This is a genomic window from Allosaccharopolyspora coralli, from assembly GCF_009664835.1.
Classification (GTDB): Bacteria; Actinomycetota; Actinomycetes; order Mycobacteriales; family Pseudonocardiaceae; genus Allosaccharopolyspora; species Allosaccharopolyspora coralli.
Genome location: NZ_CP045929.1, coordinates 4,011,936 through 4,038,471, shown reverse-complemented (window position 1 = coordinate 4,038,471; position 26,536 = coordinate 4,011,936). Strand labels below are relative to the sequence as shown.

General features: G+C 67.5%; 16 protein-coding genes and 3 rRNA genes. 17 read left to right on the top strand and 2 right to left on the bottom strand.

Annotated features, from left to right (window positions below):
* Positions 1-142 precede the first annotated feature (142 nt).
* The 6 genes from GIY23_RS18780 (at position 143) to GIY23_RS18755 (ending at position 6,699) form a co-directional block, all read left to right on the top strand.
* On the top strand, positions 143-502 hold the full coding sequence (locus tag GIY23_RS18780) for a DUF3499 domain-containing protein (RefSeq protein WP_187351936.1): 360 nt from the start codon (positions 143-145) through the stop codon (positions 500-502).
* A 259-nt stretch (positions 503-761) separates the two neighbouring features.
* The gene (locus GIY23_RS18775; protein ID WP_154077870.1) at positions 762-2,111 is read left to right on the top strand and encodes a phosphomannomutase/phosphoglucomutase; all 1,350 of its coding nucleotides are present in this window, start codon (positions 762-764) and stop codon (positions 2,109-2,111) included.
* A 101-nt stretch (positions 2,112-2,212) separates the two neighbouring features.
* The gene (locus GIY23_RS18770) at positions 2,213-2,449 is read left to right on the top strand and encodes a Trm112 family protein (protein ID WP_154077869.1); all 237 of its coding nucleotides are present in this window, start codon (positions 2,213-2,215) and stop codon (positions 2,447-2,449) included.
* A 5-nt stretch (positions 2,450-2,454) separates the two neighbouring features.
* A complete protein-coding gene (locus GIY23_RS18765) occupies positions 2,455-3,534 on the top strand; it encodes an SIS domain-containing protein (protein WP_154077868.1) in 1,080 nt (359 codons plus the stop codon).
* A 131-nt stretch (positions 3,535-3,665) separates the two neighbouring features.
* A complete protein-coding gene (gene manA / locus GIY23_RS18760) occupies positions 3,666-4,904 on the top strand; it encodes a mannose-6-phosphate isomerase, class I (protein WP_154077867.1) in 1,239 nt (412 codons plus the stop codon).
* 244 nt (positions 4,905-5,148) lie between these two features.
* Entirely contained in the window at positions 5,149-6,699 is a 1,551-nt protein-coding gene (locus GIY23_RS18755; protein ID WP_154077866.1) for an amino acid permease, read from the top strand.
* Positions 6,700-6,796: 97 nt separating this feature from the next.
* Here GIY23_RS18755 and GIY23_RS18750 read toward each other — a convergent pair whose 3' ends face one another.
* Positions 6,797-9,349 (bottom strand): alpha/beta hydrolase family protein, encoded by a 2,553-nt coding sequence (locus GIY23_RS18750; protein WP_154077865.1) that lies wholly within the window; start codon positions 9,347-9,349, stop codon positions 6,797-6,799.
* Between the two features lie 177 nt (positions 9,350-9,526).
* Between GIY23_RS18750 and GIY23_RS18745 the strand changes: the two genes are divergently transcribed.
* From GIY23_RS18745 to secA, 7 genes are all read left to right on the top strand, one after another.
* The gene (locus tag GIY23_RS18745) at positions 9,527-10,204 is read left to right on the top strand and encodes a dTMP kinase (protein WP_154077864.1); all 678 of its coding nucleotides are present in this window, start codon (positions 9,527-9,529) and stop codon (positions 10,202-10,204) included.
* 128 nt (positions 10,205-10,332) lie between these two features.
* Positions 10,333-11,010, top strand: coding sequence for an MtrAB system response regulator MtrA (gene mtrA / locus GIY23_RS18740; protein WP_154077863.1), 678 nt, complete (start codon positions 10,333-10,335; stop codon positions 11,008-11,010).
* A gap of 43 nt (positions 11,011-11,053) precedes the next feature.
* Positions 11,054-12,811, top strand: coding sequence for an MtrAB system histidine kinase MtrB (gene mtrB / locus GIY23_RS18735; protein WP_154077862.1), 1,758 nt, complete (start codon positions 11,054-11,056; stop codon positions 12,809-12,811).
* The gene (locus GIY23_RS18730) at positions 12,781-14,550 is read left to right on the top strand and encodes an LpqB family beta-propeller domain-containing protein (RefSeq protein ID WP_228717382.1); all 1,770 of its coding nucleotides are present in this window, start codon (positions 12,781-12,783) and stop codon (positions 14,548-14,550) included. Before mtrB ends, GIY23_RS18730 begins: the two co-directional genes overlap by 31 nt.
* A 419-nt stretch (positions 14,551-14,969) precedes the next feature.
* The gene (locus GIY23_RS18725) at positions 14,970-15,635 is read left to right on the top strand and encodes a ComF family protein (protein WP_154077861.1); all 666 of its coding nucleotides are present in this window, start codon (positions 14,970-14,972) and stop codon (positions 15,633-15,635) included.
* A gap of 389 nt (positions 15,636-16,024) precedes the next feature.
* Positions 16,025-16,702: a ribosome hibernation-promoting factor, HPF/YfiA family gene (gene hpf, locus GIY23_RS18720; protein WP_154077860.1), complete on the top strand. Its 678-nt coding sequence runs from the start codon at positions 16,025-16,027 to the stop codon at positions 16,700-16,702.
* Positions 16,703-16,987: 285 nt separating this feature from the next.
* Positions 16,988-19,885 carry a preprotein translocase subunit SecA gene (secA, locus tag GIY23_RS18715; RefSeq protein ID WP_154077859.1) on the top strand — a complete coding sequence of 966 codons (2,898 nt, stop codon included), beginning with the start codon at positions 16,988-16,990 and terminating at the stop codon, positions 19,883-19,885.
* 33 nt (positions 19,886-19,918) lie between these two features.
* Here the strand turns inward: secA and GIY23_RS18710 are convergent, their stop codons facing one another.
* Positions 19,919-20,341 carry an Rv3235 family protein gene (locus tag GIY23_RS18710; protein ID WP_154077858.1) on the bottom strand — a complete coding sequence of 141 codons (423 nt, stop codon included), beginning with the start codon at positions 20,339-20,341 and terminating at the stop codon, positions 19,919-19,921.
* 123 nt (positions 20,342-20,464) lie between these two features.
* On the opposite strand from GIY23_RS18710, the gene GIY23_RS18705 reads away from it, so the two are divergent.
* The 4 genes from GIY23_RS18705 to rrf all read left to right on the top strand — a co-directional run bounded on the left by GIY23_RS18705 (position 20,465) and on the right by rrf (position 26,518).
* Positions 20,465-20,881 (top strand): HAD-IA family hydrolase, encoded by a 417-nt coding sequence (locus GIY23_RS18705; protein ID WP_187352193.1) that lies wholly within the window; start codon positions 20,465-20,467, stop codon positions 20,879-20,881.
* Between the two features lie 402 nt (positions 20,882-21,283).
* Positions 21,284-22,819: ribosomal RNA gene (locus GIY23_RS18700) — 16S ribosomal RNA — on the top strand.
* Positions 22,820-23,124: 305 nt separating this feature from the next.
* Positions 23,125-26,219 (top strand): 23S ribosomal RNA (locus GIY23_RS18695).
* A 181-nt stretch (positions 26,220-26,400) separates the two neighbouring features.
* Positions 26,401-26,518 (top strand): 5S ribosomal RNA (gene rrf / locus GIY23_RS18690).
* Together the 16S, 23S and 5S rRNA genes form the textbook arrangement of a ribosomal RNA operon.
* Positions 26,519-26,536: the final 18 nt, after the last annotated feature.

The window sequence follows — 26,536 nt, the reverse complement described above, 5'->3', positions numbered from 1 at the left end:
GCCCCGAGGTGCTCGTCGTGGGGCGACGCCACCCCGATGCGCCCGTGATCCACCCGGTCCCGCCTGGCGAAGTTGACCTTCGTCGGGGACGTTTCCGCGTGCCTGCGTCGCGTGGTCGGCCCGGGGCGATATCGTGCCTGTCGTGCGGATCGTGAGGCGTTGCTCGCGGACCGGGTGTACCAACCCGGCCGTTGCCACGCTGACCTATGCCTATGCGGACTCGACGGCCGTCGTCGGTCCGCTGGCGACGTATGCCGAGCCGCACAGCTACGACCTGTGCGAGGAGCACGCGCTGCGGCTCACGGTGCCGAAGGGCTGGGAGGTCGTGCGGCACGAGGGCGAGTTCGCGATGCCCGAGCAGGTGACCGACGACCTGACGGCCCTCGCCGAGGCGGTGCGGGAAGCGGGCCGGGAGCAGGACGCCGTCGACCCGCCGGACTTCTCCGTCGGCAGCAACCGGCGCGGACACCTCCGCGCGCTGCCCGACCCCTCGGAGGAGTGAGAGGACGCCTGTCGCTGGCAAGGCCGGGGTCGCCGCTGTGTACGTGCTGGTACTCGAGGCGACCCCAACGCCGCGAGCGGCAGGCGGGGACGCCGGCAGGTGACCACCACCGCAGACCACAGACAGCCTCTCGGCGGGCGGACGTGACGCACGGCTCCTCGGTCCGGACGGCGCAGCGGTGCCGGGACGATCACCGGTAGGCTCGCGGCCACGCCGGGCCGGACTCCCGGCGCACGTGGCCGAGCGGGGAGAGTGCAGCGTGCGGGACTTGTCGGAGATCGTCAAGGCGTACGACATCCGAGGTGTGGTGGGCGACGAGCTCGACGCCGACGTGGTGCGCGACGTCGGTGGCGCTTTCGCCCGATTCGTCGGTGGGCCCGCCGTGGTCGTCGGCCACGACATGCGCGACTCGTCCCCGTGGCTGGTCGAGGCGTTCACCGAGGGCGTCGTCGCTCAAGGCGTCGACGTGGTGCATCTCGGCCTGGCCAGCACGGACATGCTGTACTTCGCGTCCGGGTCGCTCGCGCTGCCGGGCGCGATGTTCACCGCGAGTCACAACCCGGCCCGGTACAACGGCATCAAGCTCTGCCGCGCAGGAGCCTCCCCGGTCGGCCAGGACAGCGGCCTCTCGGAGATCAAGGAGCTCGTCGCGCACGGCGTGCCGGAGTTCCTCGGCGAGCGCGGGTCCGTCCGGCAGCGGGACATGCTCACGGAGTACGCGGCGTTCCTGCGTGACCTGGTCGACCTCTCCGGCAGCCGCCCGTTGACGGTGGTCGTCGACGCGGGCAACGGCATGGCGGGACACACCGTCCCGGAGGTGTTCAGTGGGGTGCCGGTCGAGGTCGTGCCGCTGTACTTCGAGCTGGACGGCAGCTTCCCGAATCACGAGGCGAACCCGCTCGACCCCGCGAACCTGGTGGACCTGCAGGCGAAGGTCCGGGAAGTCGGTGCCGACGCTGGAGTGGCCTTCGACGGCGACGCCGACCGGTGCTTCGTCGTCGACGCCGACGGCGAGCCGGTGTCGCCGAGCGCGATCACGGCGCTGGTCGCCGTCCGCGAGCTGGCGAAGGAACCGGGCGCCACGGTCATCCACAACCTCATCACCTCGAAGGCGGTGCCGGAGATCGTCGCCGAGCGCGGCGGCAAGCCGGTGCGGACCCGCGTGGGGCACTCCTTCATCAAGCAGACGATGGCCAGCACGGGCGCGATCTTCGGTGGTGAGCACTCCGCGCACTACTACTTCCGGGAGTTCTGGCGCGCCGACTCGGGCATGCTCGCGGCGTTGCACGTGCTCGCCGCGCTCGGCGGCCAGCAGGAGCCCCTGGCGCGGTTGATGACGCCGTACACGCGGTACGCGTCCTCCGGTGAGGTCAACTCCACGGTCGACGATCCGGCCGGACGGATGAAAGCGGTCCGTGAGTTCTTCGCCGACCGGTCGGGCGCTCGTGTCGACGACCTCGACGGGCTTACCGTGGAGCTGGCCGACGGAGCCTGGTTCAACCTTCGGCCCTCGAACACCGAGCCGCTGCTGCGGTTGAACGTGGAGGCCGGTGACGCCGCCGCGGTCGACGCGCTGCGGGACGAGGTGCTCGGGGTCGTGCGGAGCTGACCGGGCGCCCGGCGGGACCGGGCGGACAAGCAGGGCCCGCGTGATCGTCCGATCACGGGCCGAGCGGGTGTGGGGGTGCCGCACCGACACAGGAGGACTTGATGACCGTTGACCTCGAACCGCAGCTTCTGCAGATCCTGGCCTGCCCGGCGCCGGATCACGGCACGCTGCGGCAGGGCACCGACGCAGACCCGTCCGCGGACGTGTTGACCTGCACGGACTGTGGCCGGGTCTATCCGGTGCGGGACGGCATCCCGGTGCTGCTGCTCGACGAGGCCGACTCGGGGTCGCAAGACGGTGCCGGACCGGATGACGAGGCAGGCCCCGGAAAGGGGTGACGTTCGTGCTCGACGACAGTCTGTTCGACGACCCGGCGAGGCTCGTGGATGCCGACGTCGGCGGCATGCTGCGCGCCGCGGCGATGGCAGGCGCGCAGGTGCGCTCGGTCGGCGAGTCCGCGTCGGACGCGCGGCTCGATCAGCTGGCCGACGAACGACCGCGCGCCCTCGTGCTGATCGCCAGGCCGGGGGTGGGGCGGTCGGTGATGGAGCTGTTCCGTGCCCTGCTCGGCCAGTCGTGTCCGGTTCCGGTCGTGGTCGCCGAGTCCGCGCCGACGTGGGTCGGGGCGCTGGACCTGGTCTTCGGCCACACCACCGACGGCAACGACCCGGTACTGGCCGAGTCGGTGGCCCGCGCGACACGTCGCGGCGCGACCGTGGTGCTCGCCGCACCCGAGGACGGTCCGGTCGCGGCAGCCGCCGCCGGGCGGGCCACCGTCCTGCCACCGCGTCTGCCCGTCCCAGCGGAACTGCAGTTCACGCACGTCTTCGCGGCCGGGCTGCACGTGCTTGCCGCGTTCGGGTTGCTCGCGACCGACATGTCCGAGCTCGCCGAGGAACTCGATCACGAGGCCGAGCGTTCCCATCCCGACCACGAGCCGTTGACGAACCCGGCGACGTCGCTGGCACTGCGACTGGCCGACCGCACGCCGCTGCTCTGGGGCGTCGACGAGGTCGCCGAGGCCGTGGCCCGGCACGGCGCGTTCGCGCTCGCCTCTCAGGCGGGCACGCCGTGCGACGTCACGAGTTTCGCCCACGCGTCCACCCGTCATGCGCTGCACCGTGTGGCCGCCGAGGCCGGTTCCGGCGCCGATATCTTCGCCGACCCGGACGACGCGCCGGGCGGTCTGCTCCGCGTGTTCCTGGTCGGCTCCTGCCACGACGAACAGAGCTGTTCGGCGGAACAAGCGGCGTTGTCGGCACTACCGGCCGCCGACGTCGTTAAACCGGGTGAGTCGGTGCGCGAGGACGCCGTCCTGCGGACCGGCCTGCTCGCCGCGCGGTTCGACCTGGCCTCGGTGTATCTGGGGTTGGCGTCGGGGACGCTCGGCGGTCCGGGCAGGCAGACTCTCGCGATGCGCTGATCGGGGTGCGGACCCGAGGGAGAAGTCCGGGGCCACCCTGATGTGGCCCGATCATCGAGACGGTCTGCTGGAGCGTGGGACGGCGCGGTCCGGCGTTGTGGTGAGCGGGAGAACGAGGAAGCGAGACGACAGTGGAGCTACTGCGTAACGCGGTACGCCCCTACGCGTGGGGTTCGCGAACGGCGATCGCGGACCTCGTGGGTCGCCGGGTGCCGGCGCCGCACCCGGAGGCGGAGCTGTGGATGGGCGCGCATCCGGGGGATCCGTCGTACCTGGTGGGGCCGGACGGGGCCGAGTCGTCACTGCTGGGAGCTCTCGAAGCCGATCCGGACCATCACCTGGGCACCGGGTGCGTCGACCGGTGGGGCAACCAGTTGCCGTTCCTGATGAAGGTCCTCGCCGCCGACGAGCCGTTGAGCATGCAGGCCCACCCGTCGCCGGACCAGGCGCGAGAAGGTTTCGCGCGCGAGGAACTCGCGGGCATCGCTCGCGCCGCGTCGCACCGCAACTACCCGGACCCCACCGCGAAGCCGGAGTTGATCTGCGCGCTCACCGAGTTCGACGCACTCGCGGGGTTCCGCGACGCACATCGCACGGTGCGGCTGTTGCAGGCGCTCGACGTGCCGAGCCTGCGCGCGCACGGTGAGCTGCTGTCCGGCCAGCCGGACGCCGACGGGATGCGGGCGCTGTTCACCACGTGGATCACGCTTCCCGAGCCCTACCTGCGGAAGGTGCTACCCGACCTGCTCGACGCGTGTGTGCGGCATCTGCGGGAGCGCGGCGAGTTCGCGATCGAGTGCCGGACGGTCCTCGAACTCGGCGAGGCGTACCCGAACGACGCCGGCGTGCTGGCGAGCCTGCTGCTGAACCGGCTCGTGCTGCAGCCGGGCGAGGCGATCTTCCTCCCGGCGGGCAACCTGCACGCCTATCTGCGTGGCACCGGGATCGAGATCCTGGCCAATTCGGACAACATTCTGCGCTGCGGCCTCACGCCGAAGCACGTCGACGTGCCCGAGCTGTTGCGAGTACTGGACTTCGGTTGCGGCGACATGCGGGTGCTCAAGGGGGACGCGCGCGACGGCAATCTCACCGTGTACCCCACGAACGCCGACGAGTTCGAACTCTCCCGAGTGGACTGGACGCCGTCGGAACCGTCGGGTGTGCGGCTCGACTCGGCGGGACCGCAGATCGCGTTGTGCACGCGCGGGCGGGTGCGGTTGCGACCGGTCGACGGCGGTCGAGAGCTGGAACTCGAGAGGGGCCAGTCGGTGTGGTTCGCCGCCGCGGACGCCGCGGTCGTCGCCGAACCCGTCGACTCCGTGGACGCCACCGCCCAGCTCTTCTGTGCCTCCGTCGGCACTCTTACCTGAACCTCGGCCGAGATCGCGCGTCGGCCGTCCGTCGCCGCCTCGGACTCCGGCGGGTGAACACTCCGGGACCACCGAGACGGCCAGCGCACCACAGGGTGGCGGTCTACTCTGACGCCCGGGTGAAAACCCGGGTCACAAGCAGTTAACGAATGATCCACCGAAGGATCGGGTTCACCCATGGGGGTGTCAGACTTCCCGGCTGGGGTGCAATCCATCACCTTTCGGTCTGAACGAGGAGGCAACAGTGCCGGCGAACGGGCTGTTTCGCACCAAGTCGGTGGAACAATCGATCTTGGACACCGACGAGCCGGACACCAAGCTCCGGAAGAACCTCGGCAGCTGGGACCTGATCGTCTTCGGTGTCTCCGTGGTCATCGGTGCCGGTATCTTCACGATCGCCGCCAGGACGGCGGGTGACGTGTCGGGCCCGGCGGTGTCCATCTCCTTCGTCATCGCCGCGCTCGCCTGCGGCTTCGCGGCGTTGTGCTACGCCGAGTTCGCCTCGACGGTGCCCGTCGCGGGCAGTGCCTACACCTATTCGTATGCGACCTTCGGCGAGTTCCTCGCGTGGATCATCGGCTGGGACCTCATTCTGGAGTTCTCCATCGCGGCCGCGGCGGTCAGCAAGGGCTGGTCGCAGTACCTCAACGAGGTCTCGGCCCTCGCCGGGCTCAACGTCCCGACCGCGCTCGACATGGGGCCGCTGCAGTTCGACTGGGGCGCGGTGCTGCTGATCGCGGCGCTGGTCACGATGCTGGCGCTGGGAACGAAGCTCTCGGCCCGGTTCAGCCTCATCATCACGTTGATCAAGGTCAGCGTCGTGCTGTTCGTCGTGGTCGTCGGCGCGGCCTACATCAACGCCGCGAACTACGTTCCTTTCGTCCCGCCGGCACAAGGGGCCACCGAGGACGCCGCCGCGCTCGACCAGTCTCTGCTGTCCCTGCTGCTCGGCGGCGAGTCCAGCAACTTCGGCGTGTTCGGCCTGCTGGCCGGTGCCTCACTCGTGTTCTTCGCGTTCATCGGGTTCGACGTGGTCGCCACCACGGCGGAGGAGACGAAGAATCCGCAAAAGGACGCACCGCGGGGGATCCTGGGCACCCTTGTGATCTGCACCGTGCTCTACGTGCTGGTCGCGCTCGTGGTGACCGGCATGGTGCCCTACACCGAACTGGCCACCGACCCGGTGACCGGCGACCAGTCCACGTTGGCCACCGCGTTCGCCGCGAACGGAATCTTCTGGGCGGCGGGTCTCATCTCCGTCGGCGCACTCGTCGGTCTCACGACCGTCGTCATGGTGCTGCTGCTCGGTCAGGTCCGGGTGCTGTTCGCGATGTCCCGCGACGGTCTCGTGCCACGCGCTCTCGCCCACACCGACGCCAAGCGCGGAACGCCGGTGCGCGCGACGGTGATCGTCGGAGTGGTCGTGATGATCGCCGCCGGGTTCTTCCCGGCAGGCAAGCTCGAAGAGATGGTCAACGTCGGCACGTTGTTCGCGTTCATTCTCGTCTCCGCCGGTGTGATCGTGCTGCGGCGCTCGCGACCCGACCTGCCGCGTGGTTTCAAGGCACCGTTCGTGCCGTTGATCCCGATCCTGGCGATCGTGTCCTGCTTGTGGCTGATGCTGAACCTGACGGCGTTGACCTGGGTCCGATTCCTCGTCTGGATGGCGGCCGGAGTGGTGATCTACTTCCTCTACAGCAGGAAGCACTCGGTGCTCGCGAAGCGGCTCGCGGGGGAGGAAGGCGGGTCCACGGCGGACGGTTCGTCCGGCGGCTCCACCGCCGTGAAGGACTGACCCAGTCGTCGCGAAGTGGGCGAACGGCACTCTCGCCTCGTGTGGTGGGGCGAGAGTGCCGTTCGCTCCACCACACCGGGTGAGACGTGAGGGAGATTCAGTGTTCGGGCGAGCGCAGCGTTCGCCCACGTTCCCAGGGCGCGTTCCGATCCTTGCGAACCGGCGGCCCGCCCTCGACTGTCCCAGTGAAGGCGGTTCCCGCTGAGCCGTTCGGCTCCGCCGGTTGTACAGGCACGGCGGGAACGTCGAGGGACTCGCCGTCGCTGCCGTGCGGACGCATCCGTTCGGGCTCCGGGGCGGACGGGATCGGCGGAGCCGAGGACCACGGCAGCGTCGAACCGCGCGCCGGGAACTCCAGGCCTGCGGCCATCGCCACGGCCCGGTCCCATTCCGGGTCGTCGCTGTACTGGCTGTGCCCCAGCACGCCGGGAGCCCAGCGGCGGAACGAGAACGGCCCGCGCTGCGGGTCCGGGAGCCAGTGGTCGCCGCCGAGCACGAGTGCGCCCGTCGGTCCTCGCGTGGCTGCGGGCAGCGGGCCACGGGTGCCGTCCGGCCGGAATCCGACGCCGAGCAGCATCCCGTCGTAGACCTGTCTGTTCCAGGTGGTCACCGGCCCGCCGAGCGGGTCGGTTCCCCGGCACAACGAGCGCCAGCGGCCTCGCAGCGACCCGGCCAGTCTTTGCAGCGAGTCGTGCGGGACGACGCCGGGGAACGCCCGTGGGTAGGCCCATTGCAGCTGCGATCCCGCGGTGACGAGCCCGACCCGCTCGCGGTCGTGGTCGGGCAGCGAGTCGAGCAATCGCGCGGTGGCGACGGTCGCGAGCAGGCTGCCCTGGCTGTGTCCCACGAGGACGACCCGCGTGTCCGGGTCCTCGAGGTGCTCGGTCGCGCGTGCGGCGAGTTCCGGAATGACCTTGAGCGCGTAGCAGGGCGGCACGATCGGATGCGCCTCGCGCGGCCAGAAGAGCGTGAGATCGCAGAGCACGCCGAGGTAGCGCGCGCCGTTCTTGCCGGTGGCAGCATGTTGCACCATGCGCAGCAGCGCGATCGCGAGCGCGGCGAGGGCGCCGACGCCGAGCGCGACGAGCACCTGGGACCAGGACGCCGAGTCGGGGCCGAGCAGTCGCAGCACGAGCGTCGGACCGGTGCTCAGCGCGAGGAGCCCGGCCAGCAGCAACACGACGTGGTGGGCGTTGCCCTGTTGGAGCCGGGTCCGGCGCCACGCCCGGGCGGCACGACTCTGATCCTGGGTGCGGCCGGCGTGCAGCAGGGCGACTTCGTCGGGTACCGCGTCGTCCGAGCGGTTCGTGCGCCACTGGTGGAACAACACGACCGGAACCGCGATCGCGGCGGCCGCGGCCAGCAGCACGAGGCAGGTGCCCCAGAAGATCGTGACGTCGTCGTAGGCGGCGGGCAGCAGCAGCGTGGGGTGCCCGAGTGCGCGCCGGGCGCTCAACGCGAGCCCCGCGCCGAATCCGGTGCCGAGCAGGCAAGCGATGCCGAGCACCGGTGCTGCCATCCACCCACCGACCCACGGGCGCAACGGCCTGGGCAGGTCCGCCCATCGGGACCGGGCGAGCAGTGCGGCGGGCACCAGCAGCACCGCCACCGCCACGCACGTGATGAGCAGCATTCCGGTGATCAGGTCGATCGTGCCACCGGAGCCCGGGAGTGCTCCGGTGAAATCTCCCGGTGCGACGACGGCGGACAGCAGGACGAGAGAGGCGGCCACCATGAGTCCGCGCCGGACGGGCGCTGTCGCGACCCGAGCGCGCACCGCGAGGCCGAACGACGCATCGCGCGCTTCGGTGGGGTCGTCGAGCAGCACGGCACCCAGCAACGCGACTCCCGCAAACACGACCGCGCACCACCACCGGACGTCGACATCGGGGGCGAACGGTCCACCGAGGACGATCAGCGTCACTGTGGACACAGCGGCGACGACATGCAGAGCGCGCAGCAGCGGGGTGTCCGGATCAGTGGCGACGTTCGCCCCGGGCTGCGACGGCGCGTGGGCGGAATCGCGTGCGACGCCAGGCTTTCCGCCGCCGCTGATGCGCCACGTGACTGTGGACAGTCGGTGCATCACCAGGACGCCGAGCACGACAGGAACGACGCCCACCAGTGACCGCACTACGGTCAGCTCGCGCACGTCGTCCGGGAAGCCGGACAGACAGCGTGTCCCGGGACTGAGGCACTGTGCCGCGAACAGATCGACGCTGACGACGGTGAGTTGTCCGACGAGCAGCGTGGTCAACAGCACGGAGGCCACCCGCAGCAGCGCACGCAGCACGTTGCTCAGAGCAAGCCCTGCGGCGCTGTCCCGGCGTGGCGGCGGGAGCATCCAGTGCGCGGCGTTGGCCAGCGCGAACGGGAACAGCAGCGCCCACGTGGCCTTCGACCAGCCGCCCGGGGTCATACCGCCCCACACGTATCCCTCGACGACGCGCGGCACGGTGCGGTCCCCTGCGGCGAGCATCGGGCCGGGAACCGGGCGCAGCAATCGGTCGGCTGGACGGACGATGCGGCCGGTCTCGTCGCCGGCCACGTCCACGGACGCGACCGAGTCGGTGAGCTTGTCACCGTGGTTGCCGAGCAGTCCGTGCACCCGGAGCTCGACCACCCGCGTGTCGGGCCCGGGGATCGGCACCGTTCCTCCTGGGGGGGTCGGCGGCGGTCGCGTTCGCGGCGCCGTGATCGATTGTCCACCGCTGATCCACATCGTGCGACCGCTGCACTGATGATTGTGCTGTCCGTGCGCTCCCGCGTCCCGCATGTGCGGCGGGCGACGGCGGCTCCCTGGAGCCGCTCGGCTACGGTCGCCACCGTGGGGCGACTGGTCGTGATCGAAGGTCTGGACGGTGCGGGCAAACGCACGCTCGCCGAAGGGCTCGCCACCGAGCTCGCTCGCCGGGGCCGTTCGACGACCCGGCTCGCGTTCCCGCGCTACGAACAGGACGTGCACGCCGCGCTCGTGGCCGAGGCACTGCGCGGCGGTCACGGAGACCTGGGTGACTCCGTGCACGGGATGGCCGTCCTCTACGCGTTGGACAGACGCGGCGCCGTGGAATCGTTGAACACCGCGCTGGCCGCCCACGACGTCGTGCTGCTCGACCGTTACGTCGCGTCCAATGCCGCCTACGGGGCGGCACGACTGCACGAGGACGCCGGAGGGTCGTTCGTGGCGTGGGTGCGCGGGTTGGAGATCGACCGTTTCGGTCTTCCCCGGCCCGACCTGCACTTGCTGCTCCAAGTCGCGCCCGAGGTCGCCGCGGGCCGGGCGGAGCATCGCGAGCGGACCGAGACGGACCGCGAGCGGGATCGCTTCGAGTCGGACGACTCGCTGCAGCAGCGCTGCCGCCGGGTGTACGCCCAGCTCGCGGCCGAACAGTGGTGGTCACCGTGGCTGGTCGTCGACGGTGGTGCCGAGGTCGGAGGGCTCGGCGGTGCCGACGCCGCCCGCACGGACCTCGGAGCGCTCACGGACGCCGTCCTCGGGGTCTGACCCGGCGCCCGCCGCTGCTCCATTTCGGTGGTATCCGTCGAGGTCGTGACCGATGCACGGCGACGACCTGCGCCGATGACGGCCGGGTGGTGCACGTCCGGTCAGTGAGAAGTGCAACCATGTGTGCCATGAAGGCACGCGTGCTCGTCGTGGACGACGATCCGGCCCTGGCCGAAATGCTGACCATCGTGCTCCGGGGTGAGGGCTTCGACACCGCGGTCGTCAACGACGGCACCAAGGCGATGCCCGCGCTGCGGGAACTCAAGCCGGATCTGGTCCTGCTCGACCTGATGCTGCCGGGGATGAACGGCATCGACGTCTGCAAGGCGATCCGCACCGAGTCCGTGGTGCCGGTCGTGATGCTCACGGCCAAGAGCGACACCGTCGACGTCGTGCTCGGTCTCGAGTCGGGTGCCGACGACTACGTCGTGAAGCCGTTCAAGCCGAAGGAGCTGGTCGCGCGGCTGCGTGCGAGGCTGCGCCGCACCGACGCCGAGCCGGCCGAGACGCTGACGATCGGCGACCTCGCGATCGACGTGCCCGGTCACGAGGTCACCAGGGAGGGCGTGCCGATCGCGTTGACCCCGCTGGAGTTCGACCTGCTCGTGGCGCTGGCGCGCAAGCCGCGGCAGGTGTTCACCCGCGAGGTGCTTCTCGAGCAGGTGTGGGGCTACCGGCACGCCGCCGACACCCGGCTGGTGAACGTGCACGTGCAACGCCTGCGGTCCAAAGTGGAGCGCGATCCGGAGCGTCCCGAGGTGGTGCTGACGGTGCGCGGCGTCGGATACAAGGCCGGCCCGCCGTGACCACGCCCAGAACGGTCGTTTCTGTCCACAGGGGACGGTCGAGTTGAACGTATGGGCGCGTCGTGGCCGCGTGTGGCGGCGCCGGGTCGCGCGCGCCCGGTCCGAGATCCGCCGCCGCTGGCACCGCTTCGAGCTGGTGTGGCGTCGCTCGATGCAGCTGCGCGTCGTCGTCAGCACGCTCGCGTTGTCGTCCGCGGTGGTGTTCGTCCTCGGCATGGTGCTGCAGACGCAGATCACGAACCGGCTGTTGGAGACCAAGCAGACCGCCGCGGTCGCCCAGGTCGAGTCCAGCCTGCCGGTTCTCGAACGGGAGCTCACGGCCGTCGACCCGAACGCCGACGGCGTCCCCGAACAGCTCGCTGCCGCGTTGAACCGGCTGACGACCTCGGTGTCCGGGCAGTCGACTGTCGATTCCGTCGCGGGAGCCTTCGACCCCGTCCTCGTCGACGGTCACGCTGCGGCGCAACGCCGGGCGCAGCCGTCGGCGGGCCCGATCGAGGACGTTCCGGAGGGCTTGCGCCGGTTCGTCGAACGCGGCCAGCTCGCGCGCCAGATCACCACCGTCGAGCGCGACGGCACCCGGGTGACGATGCTCGCCGTCGGCACTCCGGTCGGCAGCTCGACCCGGCCGTTGCAGGCGTACCTGCTGTTCCCGCTCACCGCCGAGCAGCGCACTCTGTCCGTCGTGCAGTCGACGTTGCTCGTGGGTGGTGCCGTGCTGCTGGTGCTGCTCGGCGCGATCACCAACCTCGTCACCAGGCAGATCGTGCGCCCGGTGCGGCACGCCGCCCAGACTGCCGAACGCCTCGCCGACGGTGACCTCGACGAACGCATGCGCGTCATCGGCGAGGACGACGTGGCGCGCCTCGCCGAGTCGTTCAACGAGATGGCCGACAGCCTCAAGCAGCAGATCCAGCAGCTGGAGGAGTTCGGGCAGCTGCAGCGCCGGTTCACCTCCGACGTCTCGCACGAGCTGCGGACCCCGCTGACCACCGTGCGGATGGCCGCCGACGTGCTGCACGCCTCACGGGAGGAGTTCCCGCCAGGGTTGTCCCGATCCACCGAACTGCTCGTGGACGAACTCGACCGCTTCGAGGCCCTGCTGGGTGACCTGCTGGAGATCTCCCGGCTGGACGCTGGGGTCGCCGAGCTCTCCGCCGAGCAGCTCGACTTCGCCGAGATCGTGCAGCGTGGCGTCGACTCGGTCCGTGCCATCGCCGACACGAGCGGCGTCGAGCTACGGCTGGACGGAGCCGACGAGCCGGTGCCGGTCGTCGCGGACGCGCGCCGGATCGAACGCGTCGTGCGCAACCTGGTCTCGAACGCTGTCGACCACGCGGAGGGCGCACCGGTCGACATCCGTATCGCGGCCTCCGAGACCGCGGTGGCCGTGCTCGTGCGTGACTACGGCGTGGGGCTTCGGCAGGGTGAGGCGGAGCTGGTGTTCACCCGGTTCTGGCGGGCGGACCCGTCCCGGAACCGCCGCACAGGAGGCACCGGGCTCGGATTGTCGATCAGTTCGGAGGACGCACGGCTGCACGGTGGCTGGCTCGACGCCTGGGGCGAGCGTGGTGAGGGGTCGTGCTTCCGCCTCACGCTGCCGCGCACACCCGAGAAGACTCTCGACGACAGCCCGCTCGCGATGCCTGCGCCCCAGTCGATCGCCGCGCCCGACGCGTTGCTCGCCACGCCGGAGCCGGAGTACGGCGAGGCGGAGCTCGAGCCCGAGGGGCGCGACCAGGGGCCCGCGCGGCTGTCGGAGGAGACGACGTGGGACGGCGAACTCTCGGAGGGACGATGACGGACACCGGTTCGGGCGGTCGTCGGTTGCGCACGCTGGTCGCCGTCGTGGTCGCGATGTTCGTGCTCGCCTCGTGTGCGGCGATTCCGGAAGCTTCGGACCCCGAGGCGATCAAGCGCGTCGACGAGGCCAACACTCCCGCCGAGGTGCCTGCACCGCCGGAGGACGTCGACCCGCTCGCCCTGGTGCGCAACTTCGCCGATGCCGCCGGATCTCCGGCCAACGACTACGAGGCGGCCCGGCTGCACCTGACGCGGCAAACACGCGAGCAGTGGCAACCGCCCAGGGAGCTGCTCATCGTCGACGAGGTCGACACGATTCCGCAGCCGCCTCCTCCGGGAGCTCCGCGCTCGGTGCAGATGGTGAGCCTGCAGGTCGACAAGGTCGGCAGGCTCAAGGCCGACAAGTCCTTCGTGCCCGAGTCCGGTAGCTACGAGGTACCGGTGCGCGTCGAGATGCAGCCGAACGGACAGTGGCGTATCGCCAATCCGCCGCCGGAGTTGCTGGTCAGCCGGTCGGCGTTCGAGGACAACTACCGCCCCGTTCCGGTGTACTTCCTCGACCACACTCGCGACGGGGTCGTCCCGGACCAGCGCTACGTCGTCGCCCAGCCCGGCCCCGCGCAGCCGAGCCGGGTCATCGAACTGCTCAACGGCGGCCCCTCGGAAGGGTTCCGCGGAGCGATGGACACGGCGCTGCCGCCGGACGCGGTCACCAAGACGAACGTGAGCGAGGCCGAGGACGGCGCGCTCGTGGTCAACTTCAGTGATCTCGGGCGGCCGGCGCCGGAGGTGCGCAGGTTGATCGCCGCGCAGGTGGTGCTCTCGCTGCAAGGCGTCAGCAACGCGCGGGTCCGGTTGCTGGAGGACGGCACGCCGTTGCTGCCGGACACCCCGGAGCTGCGACCCGCCGACGTCGCCCAGTTCGAGAGCGACAACGGCGACGCCGGTGCGAGTTCGGGTCTCGCGGTCGTCGACGAGCGGCTGCGGGTACTCGACGACAATGCCGCTCCGGTGCCCGGCCCCGCCGGTTCGGGTGAGTACGACGTGGTGCGCGCGGGCCAGTCGGCCGACGGGTCGCGACTGGCGGCGGCGGTCCGGCGACCGGGTGGAGTGGGATTGCGTGTCGGTGAGTACGGCGGAACCCTCCAGGAACTGCCGATCGGTGGTGTCCAGCTCACCGAACCGACGTGGCGCGGTTCCTCCCAGGTGTGGACCGTGGTCGACTCCAGGCGGATCGCCTACGCCGTCCAAGGCCGTGACGGGAACTGGTCGACCGGCGAGGTCGACTCGGCCGAGCTGGCAGGCGACCGGCCGATCACAGACTTGCGGATCTCCCGCGACGGGACCCGGCTCGCCGCGGTGGTCGACGGCACCATCGTGGTCGCGGGCATCGTCGGCGACGCCGGTGACCTGCGGTTGTACCGGCCGACCCCGCTCACCGGCGGCCCGAGCGACGTCACCATCACCGGTGTCGAGTGGATCGGCGACGACTCGTTGGTCGCCATGACCAGCAGCTCCGGGGTGCCGGTCCTGGAGACCTCGGTCGACGGCTTCCAGTGGTCGTCGTACTCCTCGGCGAACCTGCAACAGCCGCTGACGGCCATCACGGTCGGTCCGGGGCGCAAGGTCGTGGTCGCCGACAACAGCGGGTTGTGGCAGGCGACGGGTGATCAGGACCTGTGGCGGTTGTTGCAGGTGCCGATCGGCGGCGGGTCCATCCCGTTCTTCCCGGGCTGAGTGTCGAAGGGTGTGCGGGATCGTCGAATGCCCTGCGAGAGGGCCTTTGGACACTGGCATCCCGTAGGGCACGCCTCGCAAGTGACCATCTCCGCACCTTCCACAATGCGCTCTGAGGTGCTTCCGCCTGTCTGTGTTCTTGTTCTGATGCCCGTCAGGGCATGGTCTTGCGTGCTCAGCCCGAGCACGGTGAGAAGCTCCGGTGTTCCAGGTTGTCGCTGGCAAGGCCGGGGTCGCCGCTGCGTACGTGCTGGTACTCGAGGCGACCCCAACGCCGCGAGCGGCAAGCTGGGACGCCGGTAGGTGACCACCACCGCAGACCACAGACAGCTTCTGAGTCGTTTCCGCCTGTCCGACACGCGGTGCTCGGTGTGGTGCAGAGCCCGGTGGTCCGGGTGTCTGCCTGTGACGCTGGCGGGATGGACGACAGGGTGTGGTGGCGCGACGTCGCACGCGGTCTCGCCGACCTCGTGGCGCCGCTGGCGTGCGCGGGCTGCGGGGCACGTGCGCAGCGATGGTGTTCGGAATGCGCGGCCGGTCTCGATGCGCTTCGACCCGTGCGGCGCAGGGTGTTCGACGGAGGGCCGCCGGTGTTCGCACTCGGCCGCTACCGGGGCGCGGCGCGGCGCGGCGTCGTCGCGTTGAAGGTGTCCGGCCGGCGTGATCTCGCTCGGCCGTTCGGCCTCGCGGTGGCCGCGGCGTTGCGGCGGATCGTGCCCGACGGCGGCTGGTGCCTCGTGCCCGCTCCATCGCGAACGTTGGTCGCACGGCGCCGGGGTGGCTCGCACATGGCACGCGTGGCGCGCGCCGCCGCCGCCGAGCTCCCGGACAGCGTGGTGGCCGAGTGCCTGGCGGTTCGCGGGGCTGCACGGGATTCCGTGGGACTCGGAGCCCAGGCGCGGATGCGGAACCTGTCCGGGCGAATTCGGCTTCGCCCGGCACGGGCGCCGACGACGGGACGCACCGTGGTGCTCGTCGACGACGTCGTCACGACCGGGGCGACGGTCGCCTGCTCGGTCGATGCGTTGCAGTCGGGTGGGCACCCGGTACATCTCGTCCTCGGACTGACCGCCACCGCCGGGTGAGCCCGACGCCACGGGAACTTCACCACGTCGTGGTCCGTTGGCGGGGTGGGGATGTCCGACGACGGATTCGGTGCGCAACGGTCGCTCGTGCGCTGCTCCGAAGGGGTGAAACTTGTGTGCCTCCGATCGAGTCAGGTCGCCCGGACCGCACGCCTGACCTGCCCCGACGAACGTGTCGACCATCACAGTGGGTGGTCGCTTGACTTCCCTCGACAAGGGGGCTGTCACAAGTCGGTAAAGGCAGCTAACGTCCCCATCCAACAGCGGTCCCCGGCCTTCAGGGAGGAGTGAGCAGCCCATGTCCCTGGCGCCGGAAACGAACTGAACTCCGCTCCCGGCGCCGACGACGCAGCACATCCGAGAGGCACGCCGAGAGACGGAGGTCGTGAATGGACATCGTGGTCAAGGGTCGAAACGTCGAGATTCCGGAGCACTACCGGGAGCACGTCTCCGACAAACTGACCCGGCTGGAGCGGTACGACAGGAAGACCATCCGGGCGGACGTGGAGCTCTTCCACGAGCGCAACCCACGTCAAGCCAAGAACTGCCAGCGCGTCGAGATCACCCTCGTGGGCAAAGGGCCCGCGGTTCGCGCAGAAGCCGCTGCCGGTGATTTCTACGCCGCTCTGGACTCCGCCACCAGCAAGCTCGAGAACCGCCTGCGCAGGGCGCACGACCGCCGCAAGGTGCACTACGGGCGCCGGAACCCGACCTCGGTCGCCGAAGCGACCTCCGGTGAGGCCGACCGGCCGGTCGCGATGCCGCACAACGGAGGCCGCGGCCAGGTGCCCGCGACCCGTACGGCCCTGCTCGAAGCGTCGCAGGAAGTGTCCGAGCAGACCGCCGAAGTGCCCGAGCAGCGTGAGGAGGCCCTCGACCACGAGCCGGGCCGCATCGTCCGGGAGAAGGAGCACACGGCAAAACCGATGACCGTGGACCAGGCTCTCTACGAGATGGAGCTCGTCGGCCACGACTTCTACCTGTTCTCCGACGCCGACTCCGGCGTCGCCAGCGTCGTCTACCGGCGCCACGGCTTCGACTACGGCGTCATCAGGCTGGCCGCCTGACCCACAGGCACGCACGCGCCGGCTGCGGTGCCGCGGCGAGTGTGTGCCAACGCCGAACGCAGTGGCTGTCCCCCGCGTACCGTGGACGCGGGGGACAGCGCCGTCCGGCCGTCCGACACGGTGGTGTCCCGTGAGTTCGGTGGCCACGAACAGCGACGACATGCTCGGACGTGACCGCGACCACGTTCCCGGGACGAGTGAACGCCGTGACCGGACCGAGCTCTAATACGATGGCCACAAAGCGTCCGTGGGGGCGCGTCACGATCAGGTAGTGAGGTCGACCGGATGGTCCTGTCCCGACTGCTCCGCGCCGGTGAGGGCAAGACCCTCAAGCGCCTGCGCAAAATCGCTGCGCACATCAACGCGCTCGAAGGCGACATCGTCGGACTCTCCGACGCCGAGCTGACGGCCAAGACCGAGGAGTTCCGGCGCCGCTACGCCGACGGCGAGACACTCGACGAGCTGCTGCCCGAGGCCTTCGCCGTCGCCCGCGAGGGCGCGAACCGCACCCTGGGCCAGCGTCACTTCGACGTGCAGCTCATGGGTGGCGCCGCCCTGCATCTCGGTCAGATCGCCGAGATGAAGACCGGTGAGGGCAAGACGCTCACCTGTGTGCTGCCCGCGTACCTGAACGCGATCGCGGGCAAGGGTGTGCACGTCGTCACGCCGAACGACTACCTCGCCAAACGTGACGCCGACTGGATGGGCCGGGTGCACCGCTTCCTCGGCCTCGACGTCGGCGCGATCACCGCCGATCTGCAGCCCGCACAGCGCCGCGCGGCTTACGAGGCCGACGTCACCTACGGCACGAACAACGAGTTCGGCTTCGACTACCTGCGTGACAACATGGCGTGGAGCCTCGCCGACTGCGTGCAGCGCGGGCACTTCTTCTCCATCGTCGACGAGGTCGACTCGATCCTCATCGACGAGGCCCGTACTCCGCTGATCATCTCGGGGCCCGCAGACCAGTCCTCCCGCTGGTACAACGAGTTCGCCCGGCTCGCGCCGATGCTGACCAAGGACCGGCACTACGAGGTCGACGAGCGCAAGCGCACCGTCGGTGTCCTCGAGGACGGCGTCACCGTGGTCGAGGACCAGCTCGGTATCGAGAACCTCTACGAGGCCGCGAACACCCCGCTGGTCGGCTACCTCAACAATGCCTTGAAGGCCAAGGAACTCTACCGCCCGGACAAGGACTACATCGTCCGCAACGGTGAGGTCATCATCGTCGACGAGTTCACCGGCCGGATCCTCGACGGCCGGCGCTACAACGAGGGCATGCACCAGGCCATCGAGGCCAAGGAAGGCGTCGAGATCAAGGCGGAGAACCAGACGCTCGCCTCGATCACGCTGCAGAACTACTTCCGCCTCTACGACAAGCTCGCGGGCATGACCGGTACGGCCGAGACCGAGGCCGCCGAGTTCCAGGGCACCTACAAGCTCGGTGTCGTGCAGATTCCGACGAACCTGCCGATGATCCGGGCAGACCAGCCCGACCTCGTCTACAAGAGCGAGGAGGCGAAGTTCGAGGCCGTCGCCGAGGACATCGAGGACAAGCACCGCAAGGGCCAGCCGGTGCTCGTCGGCACGACCAGCGTGGACCGTTCCGAGTACCTGGCGAAACTGCTGCTCAACCGGGGCGTCCCGCACAACGTGCTCAACGCCAAGCACCACCAGTCCGAGGCGGCGATCATCGCCGAAGCGGGCCGCAGGGGCGCGGTGACGGTCGCGACGAACATGGCCGGTCGAGGCACCGACATCGTGCTCGGCGGCAACGTCGACCACCTCGCCGACGCCGAGCTGCGCAAGCGTGGGCTCGACCCGGTCGACTCGCGCGAACAGTACGAGGCCGAGTGGCCCGGCGTGGTCGAGAAGATCAAGGAGCAGGTCGAGGCCGAGGCGGAGCAGGTCCGGGAGGCCGGTGGCCTGTACGTGCTCGGTACCGAGCGGCACGAGTCGCGGCGTATCGACAACCAGCTTCGCGGGCGTTCCGGCCGCCAGGGCGACCCCGGCGAGTCACGGTTCTACCTCTCGCTCGGTGACGAACTCATGCGCCGGTTCAACGCGGCGATGGTCGAGACCGTCATGACCCGGTTGAAGGTCCCGGACGAGGTGCCGATCGAGCACAAGATGGTCACCCGGGCGATCCGCAGCGCGCAGACCCAGGTCGAGCAGCAGAACATGGAGATCCGCAAGAACGTCCTCAAGTACGACGAGGTGATGAACCAGCAGCGTTCGGTGATCTACACCGAGCGTCGTCGGGTGCTCGAGGGTGAGGACCTGCGCGAGCAGGCTCTGCACATGCTGCGTGACGTCGTCGCCGCCTACGTCAACGGCGCCACCTCCGAGGGCTACTCGGAGGACTGGGACTTCGAGAAGTTGTGGTCCGCGCTCAAGACCCTCTTCCCGATCTCGCTGGACTGGGAAGCGATGGTCGAGGACGAGGACGATCTCAACCGGGAACGGTTGCTCGAACTGATCATGGAGGACGCCGAGCGGGCCTACGACGCCCGCGAGGCCGAGATCGACGCGAAGGTCGGTCCCGGTGCGATGCGCGAGCTCGAGCGTCGGGTGGTGCTCAGCGTGCTCGACCGCAAGTGGCGTGAGCACCTCTACGAGATGGACTACCTCAAGGAGGGCATCGGCCTGCGTGCCATGGCGCAGCGCGACCCGCTGGTGGAGTACCGGCGGGAGGGCTTCGACATGTTCCACGCGATGTTGGAGGCGTTGAAGGAGGAGTCCGTCGGGTTCCTGTTCAACGTTCAGGTGGAGTCCGCCCAGCCGGAGCCCGCGGAGGAGCCGTCGGTTCCGGTCTCGGTGACCGCCGGGGACGGTCAGCAGACGGTCGTACCGCGTGCCGGTCAAGCGGCCGGGCAGCAGGCAGGCGGTGGGGCGGCCGCGCAGCCCCAGTCGAAGCGGGCGGCCAAGCCTGCGGCGGCCGGCCCAGCGTTGAGCCAGCTCGGTGCGTCCGGCGACGACGGCACGCAAGCGCCGAACATGCTGCGAGGCAAGGGTTTGGACACCCCGCAGCAGCAGAAGCTGAACTACTCGGGTCCCGCGGAGTCGGGTGGTGTGCAGACGAGCAACAGCCGTGAGCAAGGCACGCAGGGCAACGCCCAATCGGGCACTCGGCGGGAGCGGCGCGCCGCCCAGCGCGAGGCGAAGAAGAACCGGGGCAAGTGACCTCCCGCGAGGAGTGGATCTGTTCCGCGCTGTTCAGAGCAGTGACAGCGCGGAACAGATCCACTGCTCGTCCCGATGCTCGATCCGCAACGCGAGTGCCCTGCTGCGTGTGACGCCGGTCAGCACCGCGCTGGCCTCGATGCTGCGGCGCGTGGTCGGGCACGCGTGGACCGAGTGCACCCGGAAGGTCCGCGCGAGCAGCGGTGTTGCTGACAGCTGGCGCGTGAGCAGGCCCAGCGTGAGCGGGGTCAATCTGCTGCGGAGTTGATGCGGTGATCGTCGAGCCGCGAGGACGTCCGTGAGGGCGACTGCAAGGCGGGTGGCGATCGCGTGCGCGCTCGGTGTGCCGCCGGCTCGCGGCGGCACCGGGACGGGTGCGTGCCGGACCGTCGGGGTCAGCGCGGCCACGGAGGCTCCGGTGGCTGGGGTGGTTGGTGCTGGTGCCGTAGCGAGCATGGCGTTCTCCTTTGGCGATCGACTCGATGAACAGAGGAACCACCACCCGGAATCCGGTCAGTTTCGCCGCGGAATACGCCCGAACGTGGGACGTGTTCGGCGGGTACGGTCGCCCGCGTGACGATGCGCGCGCTGATTCTGGATTTCGGCGGAGTGATGACCGATCTCGGTGGCGGTTCCGGGGCCGACGAGCCGCCGATGGTCACCGCGACGCGGGCGGTGCGGGCAGCGGGGCTCAGGACGGCGCTGCTGTCGAACGCCGACGGGGGGTTCGACCAGCCGGAGTGGGCCGAGCTCTTCGACGCGGTCGTGGTCTCCGGAACGGTCGGTGTCGCCAAGCCGGACCCTGAGGCGTACGCGTTGACGGCCCGCCGTCTCGAGGTACCGCCCGAGCAATGCGTGTTCGTCGATGATCTGCGGCGCAACGTCGACGGCGCGGTCGCGGTGGGAATGGTGGGTGTGCACCACCACTCGGCGCGCGGAACGGTGGACGAGCTCGAAGCGCTCTTCGGGCTCTCCCTCCGCGGACAGCCCCTCTGAGCAGCGTTTTCGATCTTTCCGGGGGGTGGGTGTTGGGTGGGTGTTGGGGCTGCTGTAACTTATTCATCGCCAGCACGGAACGGGCCGGGTTCGGACCGGGTGCGGTGTAGTTGTGGATATCGACTGGTTCCGGACTTCTGGGTTCGGTCGGGTGGGGTGACCCCCCGGATGCACGGGTTGTTTTCCGGTGCGTTAGGCTGGTTGGGTACGACAACGTGAATGTTTTGGCGCTTGCTTGGTGGCCTTGTTGTGGGGTTGCTGGGTTGTGCGTGTGTTCTTTGAGATCTCAACAGTGTGCCGATGTTTTGTGGTTGGTGGTTTGGCTGCCTGGCCTGCGTTGTGTGGGTTGGGTGGTTTTGTTTTTGTGCCAACTGTTTTTGTTGGTCAGGTTTTGAATGATCCTTGTTGGAGAGTTTGATCCTGGCTCAGGACGAACGCTGGCGGCGTGCTTAACACATGCAAGTCGAACGCTGAAGCCCTTTCGGGGGTGGATGAGTGGCGAACGGGTGAGTAACACGTGGGTAATCTGCCCTGTACTTCGGGATAAGCCTTGGAAACGGGGTCTAATACCGGATAGGACCTGTCCTCGCATGGGGGTGGGTGGAAAGTTCCGGCGGTATGGGATGAGCCCGCGGCCTATCAGCTTGTTGGTGGGGTAGTGGCCTACCAAGGCGACGACGGGTAGCCGGCCTGAGAGGGTGACCGGTCACACTGGGACTGAGACACGGCCCAGACTCCTACGGGAGGCAGCAGTGGGGAATCTTGCGCAATGGGCGAAAGCCTGACGCAGCAACGCCGCGTGGGGGATGACGGCCTTCGGGTTGTAAACCTCTTTCGACATCGACGAAGGGGCCCTGTTGTGGGGTTTTGACGGTAGGTGTAGAAGAAGCACCGGCTAACTACGTGCCAGCAGCCGCGGTAATACGTAGGGTGCGAGCGTTGTCCGGATTTATTGGGCGTAAAGAGCTCGTAGGCGGTTTGTCGCGTCGGCCGTGAAAACCTGCCGCTTAACGGTGGGCGTGCGGTCGATACGGGCAGACTTGAGTTCGGTAGGGGAGACTGGAATTCCTGGTGTAGCGGTGAAATGCGCAGATATCAGGAGGAACACCGGTGGCGAAGGCGGGTCTCTGGGCCGATACTGACGCTGAGGAGCGAAAGCGTGGGGAGCGAACAGGATTAGATACCCTGGTAGTCCACGCCGTAAACGTTGGGCGCTAGGTGTGGGGACTGTTTCCACGGTTTCCGTGCCGTAGCTAACGCATTAAGCGCCCCGCCTGGGGAGTACGGCCGCAAGGCTAAAACTCAAAGGAATTGACGGGGGCCCGCACAAGCGGCGGAGCATGTGGATTAATTCGATGCAACGCGAAGAACCTTACCTGGGTTTGACATGCACCAGATTGCCGTGGAGACATGGTTTCCCTTGTGGTTGGTGTACAGGTGGTGCATGGCTGTCGTCAGCTCGTGTCGTGAGATGTTGGGTTAAGTCCCGCAACGAGCGCAACCCTTATCCCGTGTTGCCAGCACATGATGGTGGGGACTCGCGGGAGACTGCCGGGGTCAACTCGGAGGAAGGTGGGGATGACGTCAAGTCATCATGCCCCTTATGTCCAGGGCTTCACACATGCTACAATGGCCGGTACAATGGGTGGCGATACTGTGAGGTGGAGCGAATCCCATAAAGCTGGTCTCAGTTCGGATCGGGGTCTGCAACTCGACCTCGTGAAGTCGGAGTCGCTAGTAATCGCAGATCAGCAGTGCTGCGGTGAATACGTTCCCGGGCCTTGTACACACCGCCCGTCACGTCACGAAAGTCGGTAACACCCGAAGCTCATGGCCCAACCGGTTGTCCGGGGGGAGTGGTCGAAGGTGGGACCGGCGATTGGGACGAAGTCGTAACAAGGTAGCCGTACCGGAAGGTGCGGCTGGATCACCTCCTTTCTAAGGAGCAAACATCGTGTCCATGTCTGGTGTGGTTGCGTGCGTGTTGCGTGTGTGGCTGTGCTGGGTGTGGGGTGTGCCTGCTGTGCATGGGCGGATGTTCCGTGTGGTGGGTGTGCTCGAAGAGTTGTGGAAACGCTAATCACTGGTCGGCTGGTTCTGCTCGTGTTGTGGGTGGGGTTGGTCGTGATGTCGGTGCACTGTTGGGTTTTGAGGGAACACACGGGTGTGTGTTGTCTGGTTGTTGTTTGAGAACTGTATAGTGGATGCGAGCATCTTGTTTTTGTCTTGTGTTTCTGGTTTGTGTGTAAGTTGTATTGGGCACACGGTGGATGCCTAGGTACCAGGGGCCGATGAAGGACGTGGGAGGCTGCGATATGCCTCGGGGAGTTGTCAACCGAGCTGTGATCCGAGGATGTCCGAATGGGGAAACCCAGCCCGAGTGATGTCGGGTTACCTGCATCTGAATGTATAGGGTGTGGGGGGTATACGCGGGGAAGTGAAACATCTTAGTACCCGTAGGAAGAGAAAACAATTGTGATTCCGTGAGTAGTGGCGAGCGAAAGCGGAGGTTGGCTAAACCGTGCATGTGGGAGACCCGGCAGGGGTTGCGTGTGCGGGGTTGTGGGGCGTTGTTGGAGGGGTCTGCCGGCCCTTCAGCGTGGCTGCGTGGGTTAGTTGAACAGGTTGGGATGCCTGGCCGGAGTGGGTGAGAGTCCCGTAGGCGAAAATCTGCGTGGTGTGTGTGATGGCGTGCCCGAGTAGCAGTGTTTCCGTGGAGGGCGCTGTGAATCTGGCGGGACCACCCGTTAAGCCTGAATACTGCCTGGTGACCGATAGTGGAGAGTACCGTGAGGGAATGGTGAAAAGTACCCCGGGAGGGGAGTGAAAGAGTTCCTGAAACCGTGTGCCTGCAATCCGTCAGAGCTGTGGCTGCCCCTGTTGGGGTGGTGGTGATGGCGTGCCTTTTGAAGAATGAGCCTGCGAGTTGCTGCTGCGTGGCGAGGTTAACCCGGGTGGGGTAGCCGGAGCGAAAGCGAGTCTGAAGAGGGCGTTGGAGTCGCGTGGTGCAGACCCGAAGCGGAGTGATCTACCCATGGCCAGGGTGAAGCGCGGGTAAGACCGTGTGGAGGCCCGAACCCACCAGGGTTGAAAACCTGGGGGATGAGCTGTGGGTAGGGGTGAAAGGCCAATCAAACTTCGTGATAGCTGGTTCTCCCCGAAATGCATTTAGGTGCAGCGTTGCGTGGTGCCCGGGTGGGGTAGAGCACTGGTTGGTTGATGGGCCTTTACGGGTTACTGACGTCAGCCAAACTCCGAATACGCCTGTGGTGGAGCGTGGCAGTGAGACGGCGGGGGAAAAGCTTCGTCGTCGAGAGGGAAACAGCCCAGAACACCGGCTAAGGCCCCGAAGTGTGTGCTTAGTGGGAAAGGATGTGGGATCGCAGAGACAACCAGGAGGTTGGCTTAGAAGCAGCCATCCTTGAAAGAGTGCGTAATAGCTCACTGGTCAAGTGGTCCTGCGCCGACAATGTAGCGGGGCTGAAGTACACCGCCGAAGCCGTGTCGCTCACACTGTGTGTGGGTGGGTAGGGGAGCGTCCTGTATCCGGTGAAGCATCTCTGTGAGGGGGTGTGGAGGGTGTGGGAGTGAGAATGCAGGCATGAGTAGCGAGAGCAGAGTGAGAATCTCTGCCGCCGGATGACCAAGGGTTCCTGGGGCAGGTTCGTCCGCCCAGGGTGAGTCGGGGCCTAAGGCGAGGCCGACAGGCGTAGTCGATGGAGAACGGGTTGATATTCCCGTACCCGTGTGCACGCGCCCATGGCGAGTCCCGTGAGACTAACCACCCGCTGCTGACGGGGGTCTTCGGATCCTGGTTGGTGGTGCGTGGGACCTGAGTGGGTAGTAGTCAAGTGATGGGGTGACGCAGGAGGGTAGCCCTGCCGGTGAGTGGTAGTACCGGTGTAAGCCTGTAGCCCGTTGTCCAGGGAAATCCGGGCAGCGTGTGGGTGAGAGGTGAGGCGTAGCCGTGGTGGTGAAGTGGGTGATCCCGTGCTGTCGAGAAAAGCCTCTAGCGATGTGTGTGCACGGCCCGTACCCGAAACCGACACAGGTGGTCAGGTAGAGAATACCGAGGCGGTCGGGTGAACTGTGGTTAAGGAACTCGGCAAAATGCCCCCGTAACTTCGGGAGAAGGGGGGCCATGTCTGGTGATCCACCGTGCGTGGGGAGCTGGGTGTGGCCGCAGAGACCAGGGAGAAGCGACTGTTTACTAAAAACACAGGTCCGTGCGAAGTCGTAAGACGAGGTATACGGACTGACGCCTGCCCGGTGCTGGAACGTTAAGAGGACCCGTTAACCATCTTTGGGTGGTGAAGCGGAGAATTTAAGCGCCAGTAAACGGCGGTGGTAACTATAACCATCCTAAGGTAGCGAAATTCCTTGTCGGGTAAGTTCCGACCTGCACGAATGGCGTAACGACTTCTCCGCTGTCTCGACCACAGGCCCGGTGAAATTGCAATACGAGTAAAGATGCTCGTTTCGCGCGGCAGGACGGAAAGACCCCGGGACCTTTACTATAGCTTGGTATTGGTGTTTGGTTCGGCTTGTGTAGGATAGGTGGGAGACTGTGAAGCGTTCACGCTAGTGGGTGTGGAGTCGTTGTTGAAATACCACTCTGGTCGTTCCGGGCATCTCAACCTCGGGCCCTGATCGGGTTCAGGGACAGTGCCTGGTGGGTAGTTTAACTGGGGCGGTTGCCTCCTAAAGGGTAACGGAGGCGCCCAAAGGTTCCCTCAGCCTGGTTGGCAATCAGGTGTTGAGTGTAAGTGTATAAGGGAGCTTGACTGTGAGACTGACGGGTCGAGCAGGTGCGAAAGCAGGGACTAGTGATCCGGCACTGGCTGGTGGAAGCGGTGTCGCTCAACGGATAAAAGGTACCCCGGGGATAACAGGCTGATCTTCCCCAAGAGTCCATATCGACGGGATGGTTTGGCACCTCGATGTCGGCTCGTCGCATCCTGGGGCTGGAGTTGGTCCCAAGGGTTGGGCTGTTCGCCCATTAAAGCGGCACGCGAGCTGGGTTTAGAACGTCGTGAGACAGTTCGGTCCCTATCCGCCGCGCGCGTAGGAGACTTGCGGAAGGCTGTCCCTAGTACGAGAGGACCGGGACGGACGGACCTCTGGTGTGCCAGTTGTCCCGCCAGGGGCACGGCTGGTTGGCTACGTTCGGAAGGGATAACCGCTGAAAGCATCTAAGCGGGAAGCCCGTTCCCAGATGAGGTCTCCCACCCCGTTGTGGGTTAAGGCCCCCACCAGATCAGTGGGTTGATAGGCCCGACATGGACACCCAGTAATGGGCGGAGTGGACGGGTACTAATAGGCCGAGGACTTACCACAACCACACCACAAACACACGCGACAACCACGCGATCTTGCATCCACTATACGGTATCTGAAACAACAACCACCCCCACCACACACACGTGTGGAACCGGGGGCTCGGCACAGTTGAATACGCACAACACATCAAGACTTCCACCCCCCACCCGTGTGGGGTTGCCGGGGGTGGTGTTGAGTGTGTCGGTGGCGATAGCGGAGCGGGAAACGCCCGGACCCATCCCGAACCCGGAAGCTAAGCCCTCCAGCGCCGATGGTACTGCACCCGACAGGGTGTGGGAGAGTAGGACACCGCCGACATTCCACCCAAAGAAGGCA

Bases quoted from the DNA above. Each gene is read 5' to 3' on its own strand.
- secA (WP_154077859.1), top strand. From the start codon at position 16,988: ATGGTCCTGTCCCGACTGCTCCGCGCCGGTGAGGGCAAGACCCTCAAG.
- mtrA (WP_154077863.1), top strand. From the start codon at position 10,333: ATGAAGGCACGCGTGCTCGTCGTGGACGACGATCCGGCCCTGGCCGAA.
- GIY23_RS18725 (WP_154077861.1), top strand. From the start codon at position 14,970: ATGGACGACAGGGTGTGGTGGCGCGACGTCGCACGCGGTCTCGCCGAC.
- GIY23_RS18705 (WP_187352193.1), top strand. From the start codon at position 20,465: ATGCGCGCGCTGATTCTGGATTTCGGCGGAGTGATGACCGATCTCGGT.
- GIY23_RS18770 (WP_154077869.1), top strand. From the start codon at position 2,213: ATGACCGTTGACCTCGAACCGCAGCTTCTGCAGATCCTGGCCTGCCCG.
- hpf (WP_154077860.1), top strand. From the start codon at position 16,025: ATGGACATCGTGGTCAAGGGTCGAAACGTCGAGATTCCGGAGCACTAC.
- GIY23_RS18710 (WP_154077858.1), bottom strand. From the start codon at position 20,341: ATGCTCGCTACGGCACCAGCACCAACCACCCCAGCCACCGGAGCCTCC.